General features: G+C 62.0%; 12 protein-coding genes. 6 read left to right on the top strand and 6 right to left on the bottom strand.

Annotated features, from left to right (window positions below; genetic code table 11):
* The 3 genes from LAN64_19385 to aroF form a co-directional block, all read left to right on the top strand.
* Window positions 1-274: tryptophan synthase subunit alpha (locus tag LAN64_19385; protein ID MBZ5569994.1), on the top strand; the 274-nt coding region annotated here is incomplete at its 5' end.
* A gap of 89 nt (window positions 275-363) precedes the next feature.
* Window positions 364-684 carry a chorismate mutase gene (locus tag LAN64_19380; protein MBZ5569993.1) on the top strand — a complete coding sequence of 107 codons (321 nt, stop codon included), beginning with the start codon at window positions 364-366 and terminating at the stop codon, window positions 682-684.
* Between the two features lie 116 nt (window positions 685-800).
* Window positions 801-1,820 (top strand): 3-deoxy-7-phosphoheptulonate synthase, encoded by a 1,020-nt coding sequence (aroF, locus tag LAN64_19375; GenBank protein MBZ5569992.1) that lies wholly within the window; start codon window positions 801-803, stop codon window positions 1,818-1,820.
* A 169-nt stretch (window positions 1,821-1,989) separates the two neighbouring features.
* Here aroF and LAN64_19370 read toward each other — a convergent pair whose 3' ends face one another.
* Window positions 1,990-3,258 (bottom strand): lipase maturation factor family protein, encoded by a 1,269-nt coding sequence (locus LAN64_19370; protein ID MBZ5569991.1) that lies wholly within the window; start codon window positions 3,256-3,258, stop codon window positions 1,990-1,992.
* Window positions 3,259-3,275: 17 nt separating this feature from the next.
* Window positions 3,276-3,878 (bottom strand): DUF393 domain-containing protein, encoded by a 603-nt coding sequence (locus tag LAN64_19365; GenBank protein MBZ5569990.1) that lies wholly within the window; start codon window positions 3,876-3,878, stop codon window positions 3,276-3,278.
* Between the two features lie 145 nt (window positions 3,879-4,023).
* On the opposite strand from LAN64_19365, the gene LAN64_19360 reads away from it, so the two are divergent.
* A complete protein-coding gene (locus LAN64_19360; protein MBZ5569989.1) occupies window positions 4,024-4,869 on the top strand; it encodes a prephenate dehydrogenase/arogenate dehydrogenase family protein in 846 nt (281 codons plus the stop codon).
* A 46-nt stretch (window positions 4,870-4,915) separates the two neighbouring features.
* On the opposite strand, the gene LAN64_19355 is transcribed toward LAN64_19360, so the two are convergent.
* The 4 genes from LAN64_19355 to LAN64_19340 all read right to left on the bottom strand — a co-directional run bounded on the left by LAN64_19355 (window position 4,916) and on the right by LAN64_19340 (window position 9,042).
* Complete coding sequence (locus tag LAN64_19355) at window positions 4,916-5,962, bottom strand: hypothetical protein (protein ID MBZ5569988.1); 1,047 nt, start codon at window positions 5,960-5,962, stop codon at window positions 4,916-4,918.
* A gap of 119 nt (window positions 5,963-6,081) precedes the next feature.
* Window positions 6,082-6,285 carry a hypothetical protein gene (locus tag LAN64_19350; protein MBZ5569987.1) on the bottom strand — a complete coding sequence of 68 codons (204 nt, stop codon included), beginning with the start codon at window positions 6,283-6,285 and terminating at the stop codon, window positions 6,082-6,084.
* 260 nt (window positions 6,286-6,545) lie between these two features.
* A complete protein-coding gene (locus LAN64_19345; GenBank protein ID MBZ5569986.1) occupies window positions 6,546-6,854 on the bottom strand; it encodes a gag protein in 309 nt (102 codons plus the stop codon).
* 25 nt (window positions 6,855-6,879) lie between these two features.
* Window positions 6,880-9,042, bottom strand: coding sequence for a hypothetical protein (locus LAN64_19340; protein ID MBZ5569985.1), 2,163 nt, complete (start codon window positions 9,040-9,042; stop codon window positions 6,880-6,882).
* Between the two features lie 93 nt (window positions 9,043-9,135).
* Between LAN64_19340 and LAN64_19335 the strand changes: the two genes are divergently transcribed.
* The gene (locus LAN64_19335) at window positions 9,136-9,447 is read left to right on the top strand and encodes a hypothetical protein (protein ID MBZ5569984.1); all 312 of its coding nucleotides are present in this window, start codon (window positions 9,136-9,138) and stop codon (window positions 9,445-9,447) included.
* Between the two features lie 27 nt (window positions 9,448-9,474).
* A complete protein-coding gene (locus LAN64_19330) occupies window positions 9,475-9,678 on the top strand; it encodes a hypothetical protein (GenBank protein ID MBZ5569983.1) in 204 nt (67 codons plus the stop codon).
* The last annotated feature ends 974 nt before the right edge of the window (window positions 9,679-10,652 follow it).

Genomic DNA, 10,652 nt, shown 5'->3' with positions numbered 1-10,652 from the left:
CCTCTTGAAAGATTTTCTTGACCTCTATGAGCAATTTTTCAGCCTCCTCGCGCAACCTCTCAGGAACCATGACCACCCCCCACCCTCCACCGCGGAGCATGTGCAAGAGGTCGCGCAGTTCGCCGACGCCGCCGTGGTCGGCAGCGCCATCGTGCAGGCGATCGAAAAATCGGCCCCGCTGGGTTACGCGCCCCAAGCCGTGGCAGAATTGATAAGGAAGCTCTCAGGCGTTAGCTCCCAGCTATCAGCCGGTTCAACTGCCGCTCCGAGATAGCATCGCTTTAGAGTCGAGTTGTGTCACCGGCCACGTACAATCAAGGCCGATAGGATTTTGGCTGAGAGCTGAAAGCTGACGGCTGTTTTATGGACATCGCGGATTGGCGCAAGAAAATCGACGACCTGGACTGCCGTCTGGTGGAGTTGCTCAACGAGCGCGCCCGCTGCGCGCAGGAGATCGGACGGCTCAAGCGCGGCACCAACCAACCGGTTTACGAGCCCGACCGCGAGAAGGTGATCCACGAAAACGTGCACCGCGCCAACCGCGGTCCGCTCGCCGATCGCGACCTCACCATGATCTACGAGCGCCTGATTGACGTGATGCGTAAGATCCAGAAAGACGAATTCGTTCCGAAACCAAAGGCCAACGGCGGCGACACCGAGTTGGAAGCAGAGATTAACGATTAAGGTGTTGGTGGTTAGCTCCCGGCAAGCATGCGAAAATCGCTCGCAGGTGGTTAGGCCGTCACTTCTGGCCGCCCGCGCTAACTCCCTAACTAGCGACTCCGAACTACTGGTTTTCTATGATCGTCACCATGCAAGAAGGCGCCAGCGAAGAGCAGATCCAGAACGTCATCGAGCACCTTGTCGGGCTCGGCTACTCCGTCCACCGCTCGACCGGCGAGCGCCACACCGTGCTCGGCGCAGTCGGCGCGCGCACTGATTTCGACGTCCGCAACATCGAGGTTCTCGACGGCGTCCACCTCGTCCACCGCATCAGCGCGCCCTACAAACTCGTCGCCAAGCATTTTCGCCCGCAAGGCACGGTGGTCAAGTTGCCCAACGACCTCACCGTTGGCGGCGACAAGGTCCTGGTCATGGCCGGCCCCTGCTCGGTCGAATCGCGCGAGCAACTCTTCTCCACCGCCGAGCAGATTTCCAAGGCCGGCGCCCGCGTCCTGCGCGGCGGCGCCTTCAAGCCGCGCTCCTCACCCTACTCGTTTCAGGGCATGGGCGAAGAAGGCCTCAAGCTGCTCAAGGAAGCCGGCGAAAAATACCACCTGCTGGTGATCAGCGAGGTCATGGAACTCTCCCAGATCCCGCTCATGCTCCCCTACGTGGACATCCTGCAGGTCGGCGCTCGCAACATGCAGAACTTCAATTTGCTGCGCGAGCTCGGCCATGTGCGCAAGCCGGTCATGCTCAAGCGCGGGATTGCCGCGACGATCGAAGAGATGCTGCTCTCCGCCGAGTACATCATGGCCGGCGGCAACTACGACATCATCCTGTGCGAGCGCGGCATCCGCACTTTCGAGACCTACACCCGCAACACCATGGACATCTCCGCCATCCCCGTCGTGCACAAGCTCTCCCACCTGCCCATCTGCGGCGATCCCTCGCACGGCACCGGACGCCGCGACAAGGTCGCGCCCATGGCTCGCGCCGCCGTTGCAGCGGGCGCGGATGCCATCATCGTCGAGGTCCACAGCAATCCCGACAAGGCTCTTTCCGACGGCGCCCAGTCGCTCTATCCCGACCAGTTCAGGCAGTTGATGGACCAGTTGCGCATCATCGCCCCCGCCGTCGGGCGAACCATCGCCTGAGGCGTTCAATCGACGCGCGATGATAGTCGGCGAAAAAACGTGGGCTCACTAAAACCGAAGGGTCGCCATCCGAGCCGAAGGACTCCCGCGTCCCTGTGGTGCACCCTAAGCAAGAAGTTCCCTGCGGCCCTTGCGTCCTTTGCGGTTAGCTTTTCCTGAAGCCTGAAGCCTATTGCATCCCCGCCCGCGCAAAGTCCTCCTTCGTCAGCGGCGGCAGATAGACCCCGCGGTAATCTCGCTTCCACCATGCCCCGGTTGCGCGCCGCTCCGCCCAGCTCGTAAACCGATACTCATACGCCAGCGCGCGCACGTACTCCGGCGGCGCCTTGGCAAAAGGGTTCCCTCCTAGCAATCGCGTCACCGGCGGCGACCCCTGCAGCAGCCGCAGCATGAAGCGCAGCAGCCACGGATTCTGTTCGTGGTTGCCCAGCGCCGCGAACCACATCTGCCAATCCACGCGCGGCTGGTGCGGTTCCAACCAAAATGGCGGTCGCTTCAAGTTTCCGGGCTTGTACTTGAACTCGTACGCCTGCCATGTCACGCCGTCATTCGACCCTTCAATCACGATCTCCATTCGCGTTGTGGTCATGACCGCGAACAGCCCGTACGAATTCACAATCTCCAGCGGCGCCAGCGTGTTTCGCGCCGCATCCGAGCCCGGCGGGATCCAGTGGAGGATCGGGCCCGTCACCTCACCGATGCTGACGAACAGAATCAATACCGCCACGCCCGTCGCGATGGCCACTCGCGGCACGCTCGGCGCCCGCTCCAGCCATCGCGCCCGCGCCCGCGAAGCGAACGCCGAAACAAGGCGGTTGCCCCACCCTGGTCGCTGGCCTTGGAGCGACAGGGTGGGGATGTTTCGTCCCAGCCGCTCATCGTCCACCAGCCACAAGCACAGCGCGATCGCCAACAGATTGAAAAACGCGTAGTTCCCGGTCAGCAGGATCAGCACCTGGAACACGATCAGGATTCCCGCTCCGAGCAATCGCGCCCGCCGCGGAAACCAGATCAGTAACGGCGCCGCCAACTCGACCGTAAGCACAACCACGGTGCTCACGCTCTGGAACCACGCTGGCAGTTGGTGCATGTACCAGGCCAGCGGAGTCGGCAGCGGCTGCGTCCAGTAGTGATAGCGGATCGCGGTCAGCGCATGCCAGCTCGGGTCGCCGCTCGCCAGCTTCACCACGCCCGACATCAACATCAGCCGGAACAGCAGCCAGCGGAACATCCACGGCAGCATCTTCGACCAGCCCAGAGAGATTGCCAGGAAGCCCGCCTCCAGCAGCAGCGCGTCCCACTGATAGCTCATGAACACGCGCCCGGTAGTCACGATGGAGAGATACAAGAGGAACGCGCCGGCGCATGCCGCTCGCCGCGCGATTCCCAGCGTCAGCAGGATGGCCAGCGCCGCGCCCGCGATCCACACTGCGGCCACAAACCAATCGCTTGTATTCAGGAAGAAGACGCTGGGCAGCAGGCGGAACGCGGCGTCGCCGTAATACCTCCGTACCGCGTCAATGGTTTCCGCGACCGGATAAATCCGTGGCTCCCGATCAGTCCCGCGGCCTGCACCCCGAACGAGACGAACGCGATCAAGTAAATCACGCCCAGCGCGCGCAGGAATAGCTCCGTCGCCAGCGCATAGCTCTCGCGGCGCGGTGGAATGCCCCACAGCAGCTTGGTGATCCTGTAAGCCGCGGATCGATGCGCCGCGATCCTCCGGTACGCCGCTTCCGACACCGTGGCGAATCCCGGCACGTGCTCGTACGCCCATAGCTCCCGTGTCTTCTCTCCGATGGCCAGCGCGGTGAACGCCGCATACGCTCCGCCGCGCCGCTCGCCGTCAGGCAGGAAAATCTGCACTGCCGCGGTGAACTCCTCGCGCGGCACATCGGGAAATTGCGAAGCGGCTTCCTGGTACGGCGCGTACTCCACGCGCTCGCCGGTCAATTGCTTCCAGTATTCGATCCAGGCGCGGCAGAACCCGCAATCGCCGTCAAACACCATCAGCGGCTTGGTACGCGGTGCTCCGCTCTCATCTGCCGAGTTCGGCAACACGACCTCCCTACAACCCTAGGAGTGTAACTTTCCGGATGGAAATATACCGACCACGGACTACCGGCAACCGATAACCGATAACCGAAAATCTGCCAATCACAAATCACCAATCGCCAATCCCAAATGTGTTTAAATCCCAAACGTGCGCCAGATCACCATCCTCGGCACCGGCCTCATCGGCGGCTCGCTGGCGCTGGCGTTAAAGAGACATGGCTTCACAGGCCGCATCGTCGGCTGCGATCGTTCTCAAGTCCTCGCGCAGGCCAGGGCTCTCGGCGCTATCGATCTCGCCCACGAAGATGCTGCGCAAGCCTGCGCCAACAGCGATGTCGTCGTCCTCGCCACCCCCGTCGGCGCGATCATGGATCTGCTGGACCGCCTTGGCCCGCTGCTCCCGCCCGACACACTCTTTACCGACGTCGGCAGTACCAAGGGCGACGTCATCACCCGCGCCCGCGACATCTTCGGCGATCGGGTGGGAGAGCGTTTTCTCGCCGGTCATCCCATGGCGGGGAAAGAGAACAGCGGTATCGACCAGGCCGACGCCGACTTGTTCACTGGCGCGGTGTGGCTCTTCACCCCGCTTCCCGGCCAGGACATCCGCCGCGGCCGCGCCGGTGAATACGTGCAGTGGATCGAGCGCATCGGGGCGCGTGTGCTGGAGATGGATTCCGACCGCCACGACCGCCTGTGCGCCTGGATCAGCCACCTGCCGCAGATGCTCTCCACCGCGCTGGCGGCCGCGTTGCAAGAGGAGTTCGGCAACGACCTCGATCTGGAAGCCATCGGTGGGCGCGCCCTGCGCGAGATGACCCGCCTGGCGCGAAGCCCCTACAGCATGTGGCGCGACATCGCCCTCACCAACACCGCTAACATCCAGGAAGCGCTGCAGCGCCTGGAGCAACGCCTCTTCCACTTGCGCGAGAATCTCCGCACCCGCGAGCTGGAAATGGAGTTCGACACCGCCCGCCGCTTCCGCAAACCCTAAGCGCGCTTCGCCGAAGGCGCGGTTTCGTCAATTCTGCAATTCCGCGTCATTCCACCCAATCGGCGATGAAGATGTTGGTCTCGTGCGGGCGGCTGGCGTTGCGGTTGGAGGAGAAGACCAGCTTCTTGCCGTCTGGGCTGAACATGGGAAAGCCGTCGAAGGCAGGGCTATAGGTGATGCGCTCCAGGTTGCTGCCGTCGATGTTGACGGCGTAGAGCTCGAAGTTGCCCATGCCCTTGGGGTCGGAAAGATTCGAGGCGAAGATGACGCGCTTGCCGTCGGGAAAGAAGTAAGGACCGAAGTTGGCGGCGCCGTTATGAGTGATCTGCCGCTTGTGGCTGCCGTCGGCCTTCATCACCCAGAGCTGGAGGCTGGTGGGGCGGATCAGATTCTGCTTGAGCAGGTCCTGGTAGTCGGCGATCTCCTCCTTGGTTTGCGGGTGATTGGCGCGATAGACGATCCACTGACCGTCGCGCGACCAGAAGGGGCCGCCGTCGTAGCCGAGCTCGTGCGTGAGCTGGCGGACGTGGGTACCGTCGCTGTTCATCACGTAGATGTCGAGATCGCCGTTGCGGGTGGAGGTGAAGGCGATCTTCTTGCCGTCGGGGGAGATGGTGGACTCGGCGTTGTAGCCCTGGTTGTGGGTGAGGGCATTAGGCTGGCTGCCGTCCGGGTTGGCGACGTAGATTTCGTAGGTCGGATAGGTGGCCCAGCGGTAGCCCTTGGACCAGTCAGGCGGCGGAGGACATTCGGGCGAGGCGGCGTGGGTGGAGGAATAGAGAATGTGCTTGCCATCGGGGAAAAAATAAGAGCAGGTAGTGCGGCCGTGGCCACTAGAGACCATGTGGGCATCGGAGCCGTCGCCGTTCATGATGAAAATCTGATCGCAGGGCAGGCCGCCGTGGGTGGACTGGAAAATCAGCTTGCCGCCGTCGGAGTTGAAGTAGGCTTCCGCGTTTTCACCGCCGAAGGTGAGCTGGCGAACGTTGCGCAGATGCTTTTCCTCGGGCGTGCGCAGGTCCTTGGCGGCAGGCGCCTGGGCCAGCAGGAAGATGGCGGAGAGAAAGAGTAGCAGTGCAATGAGGGTCTTCATGGAATGACAAGCAAATGTACGGGAAGGAGGTGGCTGGTGGCTAGTGGAGTTGATGGTTGGAGGTTGGGGGCGGGTGGCTGAGGCGCCCAGCCACCCGCCCTGATCACCAGCCTCCAAATTTACGCTGCCTTGCCGAAGGCGATCTTCTGCGTGGTAGAGACTTCTACCTGGTAGAAGACCGGGCGGATGTCGCTGTTGAAAAGCGGCGTTAGCTTGTTGAGCAGGTTGGTGTAGGCCGGCGAGGAGTAGCAGCGTTCCGCGTCCTCCTGGGTGCGCCAGTAGGTGGCGGCGAGGGCGTAATTGGGATCGTTCTGGCGGCTCATGGCTTCGTGGGCGACGAAACCGGGCTGCTGCTCGAGCAGGGGAACAAGTTCATTCTGGACGATGCTGATGGCGTCCCGTTTTTTGCCGCCCTTTTAGGGCCGCAATCGCTATTTGTCAGTAAGTGAAGCCGATATTTGTCACTACGAAATCGCTATTTGGCAGTAAACTGCCCCTCCCAGACATCCCAGCCAGTGATTTTCTAGGTCCCCCCCCCCGGCAGCCCTCGCAAGGTCCACCCAGCCCCTCCTTGCCGACCCATTTAGGAGGCGTCCCGCCGGGCCACAACCTGGCCCAGCGTGAGCCCCTCAGGGAAGTGCGGAAGACCCGGCACGACCAGGTCGTTGCCCCCCACCCCGTTGGCCGTCAAATTGGCGAGCAGGGCGTCATCGCAGGCATCCACCTGAGCCTTCATCTGGATGACCCAATCGTCCACTGTCAAGGGCTCGCTGCCGGCCGGTCGGATGGCGGCAAAGTAGAACGGCGAGCGCACCCCAAACGCGCTCTCCAACACGATCTTCCAGTCCTGCTGTTCTGCCCTAAAAATCCTCGTCCCGATCTGCGTTGCCATGCCCCTCTCCTCCTTCACCTTTCCGTCAATATTGGAGCAGCCGACCACCACCGCCGTCGCCCGTGCCGCCGCCTCCGCTCGACCCACCACCGCCGCCGGCATTCACCGTCAGACAATCGCCGACGAACTGGTAGTTGCTGGGCAGTACCTGGTCGTAGTCCGTGGTGCAGACGTAGTCGCCCGTTGCCGGGTCGTGCGCCACAAAATAATGAGTTCCGCCCAGCACCTTGCCGGTGAAGGAAGTCGCGGGATAGGTGCGCGTCTCCAGACCTCCAGCGATCCCGAGCTTCCACGTCCAACTGGCGCTCGTACCAGCGCTGCCGTGTGCCCGCACTGTTGCCGTGCCGTCGCCGCCATCGATCGAATCCACGATCACATCGTTGTCGTAATTGAACACGGAATTCACCGGAAGCTTGGTGCTGGGCACACTCAAATAGCCTTCCCCATCGACCACGGTGGTCGCGCCCAGAGGATGCACTTGTGGCAGCGTCGCGATCGCCTGGTGATCGTCGGCCACATCGGTGAACGCTTCGGGAATGTACTGCCGCAACGCGAGCGTGATCGTGCCCGGACCATCGCTGCCGGACAACTTCAGCTCCAGCTCGATGATTTCGAAGTCGCCCTGAAATTCCTCGCTCACCGAAGGTTCGACTGCCAGCGTGTCGCCGGGCAACTGCGCCAGCAAAACACGATCGGCATCATCCACCGAATACATTGCGGCGACGACGCTGCCCTGAAACGGCGCTTTGTAAGGCGTGGTCATCGGGCCCAGGCTGCGGATCGCCATGTACTTCAGCAGGCGGCTCACGCGTTCCGGCGTGTTGGCCCCGAAGTCGATGGTCGTGGGAATGACCATCGGCATCGCGCTGAGTCCGAGCCCGCGCTGTCCTACGGCAAATTGGTGCGGTTCGTGATCGACGATCACCGGCGAGTCGTCCATGAACCGCGATTCCGGTGTGCCAACATTGCCACCATCGTCGTCGCTGGCGTCGGCGCCCGCCTGCGCGTAGGTGAAATGATGATCGTCGGGAACGGTGGTGAGCAGGAAGCTGCCATCGAAGCCGGCGGTGGCCACATCCCAAATGTCCACCGTATCCGCGCCGCGATCGGTCACCACGAACGGATGCACTTCGTCGGTCTCGACTGTGACCACGCCGCCGGCGCGCGCGATCGAGGCGATGGTGGCCACGACCTTCGGCTGAAGATTGCGGAACGTGCCAATGAAACGATTCGGTGCGGCGCGAACGTCCTTCTTGTCAAAGGTGGCGCCGCCGATGACGTGCGACCTGCTCAACGAGAACGTGGTGGCACGCGCCTGGTCAACGCGTATCTGCAGCTTTCCTCCGACCTCGCGCCAGTAGCCGCGGCAGCAATCGAGCAACTGCTGTTCGAGCTGCGCCAGGCTGACGCGCTGCGGCCAGCCCACGCTTGCCTCGAAACGCTTCTCGCCGCTGGTCAGAACTTCATCGCACTGGGCGCGCGAATCCCAGTAGCACGGCCAATCGAAACGCGCTTTCTCGGCCGTGAGCAATGCGGCGTTGATCAGCGCTTCGCGCTTGATGAAGGCGCGAATGCGCAGGTCGATCAACTCGTCGATGGGATTGGTCGTGAAACGATAGTCCGACTGTGTGCCGGTGTTGTCGAAGATGCGGCACCTCATGGTGCGAAAGTCGCCGAGCCAATCCAGATCCGCCGAGGGCGCCCCGGGATCGGGCAACACGTACATCATCAGCCAGGCTTTGCGCGAGAAAGTCAGCGGCGGAACGTTCGCCGGCAGGAGCGCAAAGAAGCCGTCGACGTCCTGATCGCCGCCGGTGGAATCCGGCGTCAGACCGTGGCCGAGCGTGCCGTCGATGCCCGGATGAAAGCGCACCGTGTTGCCGTCGCCGGGAACGTGCAGCTTTTTGTTGATCCACAATCGGTCGATGCCATCCCACTCGCCTTCGCCCAAAAGCACGATGGCAACGCGCGCTCCGCTGCCGTCGTCGTAGAGCAGCGCAATGTTGCCGCGCACGCGCGCCCAGCCGTAGGCCAGCGGGACTGGAATGCCGAGCGCAGCCTGCACATTTTCGAGCGACGGCGTTGGAAACGATGCGTGAACAAAATCGCCGGCGCCAGTGCCACCGCCCGTGCCGGGGCCGTAGCCGAAAGTGGTGTCGCCGATGTCATAGAGCCTGACGTTGCTCACGAGCCGCTCCCGATCGCCGCTTGCCACGCCAGTTTCGGAGGCGAGAGCGGCACGCCATCAAAACGCTCGCGCGCACCGCGTGTGGCGCACGCGGTGATCGTTGCAAACGCAGCGGGCGCCTATGCGGAATGGATGTATTTCGGCTACGGCTGCCGGCTGTGGAGCCGCAAGGATGTCGATGCGGGAATTCCCAACGTGTACATTACCGCCGGTGGCGCGGTGGTCGAAGGCCCGGTTGGCATCGATCTTTATGCCGCGGCGGGAACGCCCAGCGCCGTCGTCTATACGTTTCCCTCCAGGCCGCTCGGTTTCTACCGCCTGCGAATCACCGTGACGGCAACCAAGAACGCCGCCTCGTCGGGATATCACCGACGCGCTGGAGGTCATGCGCTGACATGCCTCTGACCGCGCTATTTCGGCCCCGAGGATTCCATGATCAGCATCGCGCGTGCGGCGGTGTTGTTGGACTTCCATAAGAGCACCGTATGGCGCTGGGTGCAGGGCGGAGTGCTCCGTGGGCGGCGCGCGTATCGCCGACATCATCCCAGTGGAACCTACCAGGTTTCGAAGCTGTCGGTGCTCGAATTAATAGCGAAGTTGCAACGCCAGGGCCAATTGGTCGATCCCGTCGACTAAATTGGGCGAACACCAGGCGAACAAATGGGGCTTTTTTCGAGCACAGAGTTTGATCGTTATTCGGAACGGCGTCCGAGCCTCTGTGGCGGGTGTGATCGAAATTCCAACTACTTAGGTTTCAGTGTTTTAGCGGCACGGCGCCGGGAGAAAACCGCGTGCGGTTAATTCCCCGGTAAATACCGGACTGGCGCACCAAGCGTTTTCAATGACTTAATGGTAGGATTGTGATGCAACCGAGGCGTTCGAAGGCTGTTTACTGACAAATAGCTCTTTCGCCACCAATGCGCTGCTTTGCCGCTCGCTCGCCAGCTAAGTTACTGCCGCGCCGCGACTTCCACCCACCACGCCGCGCGATTCCCCACGATCTCCCGCTAGTGACAAGTATCGTTGTAATTCCCACCTTTGTTGGTATTAACGATAAATGAGAACGGGGGGAGATGGCGGGATTCAGCGGGATGTCGCGGGATAAGTCGCGCGTTGCTAACACCTTGCGAGTGGAAGCAGGTGCGCAATGCGGCGTCGGCGGCGAAAGAGCTATTTGAGAACGGGCGGCTCTGGCGCAGCACAAGGTTGTTCCGTAAATAAGAGTGGCTACCCGCCTATTTATCGGGAATTTCTGCCATACCTACCGTTCGACCGGATGAGCCAGCTAAGTTATTGAATCGGAACAAGTTGGAATTTCGGCCAAACCGCGCCTCGCGTCCATTTCTGCGATTTGAATAACGGCCAAAAGTTTCGTCTAGCATTCGCCCTTTTTCGGTCTGAGAGTACCTCAAGAGGTTCAACCGAAAAAAAGCCGACGCAGAAGTGCGTCGGCGACCTCGGAGAACGGATTCGATCACTCCATGCTGGGCGCCCAGGTGCCGAAATTCTTGCCGTCGCAGATATCATCACGGCCCGAGGCCCACACCGCGATTTGTTCGGCCTCTTGCTGCGACCAACTGCGGTCAGGATCGCCGTCGTCCTTCTTCCAG

The sequence above is a fragment of the Terriglobia bacterium genome (genome assembly GCA_020073185.1).
Lineage (GTDB): Bacteria > Acidobacteriota > Terriglobia > Terriglobales > Acidobacteriaceae > JAIQGF01.
The sequence above is the reverse complement of the archived record's forward strand: the minus strand, read 5'-3'. Positions and strand labels throughout refer to the sequence as shown.

Bases quoted from the DNA above. Each gene is read 5' to 3' on its own strand.
- LAN64_19380 (MBZ5569993.1), top strand. From the start codon at position 364: ATGGACATCGCGGATTGGCGCAAGAAAATCGACGACCTGGACTGCCGT.
- aroF (MBZ5569992.1), top strand. From the start codon at position 801: ATGATCGTCACCATGCAAGAAGGCGCCAGCGAAGAGCAGATCCAGAAC.
- LAN64_19355 (MBZ5569988.1), bottom strand. From the start codon at position 5,962: ATGAAGACCCTCATTGCACTGCTACTCTTTCTCTCCGCCATCTTCCTG.
- LAN64_19350 (MBZ5569987.1), bottom strand. From the start codon at position 6,285: ATGAGCCGCCAGAACGATCCCAATTACGCCCTCGCCGCCACCTACTGG.
- LAN64_19345 (MBZ5569986.1), bottom strand. From the start codon at position 6,854: ATGGCAACGCAGATCGGGACGAGGATTTTTAGGGCAGAACAGCAGGAC.
- LAN64_19330 (MBZ5569983.1), top strand. From the start codon at position 9,475: ATGATCAGCATCGCGCGTGCGGCGGTGTTGTTGGACTTCCATAAGAGC.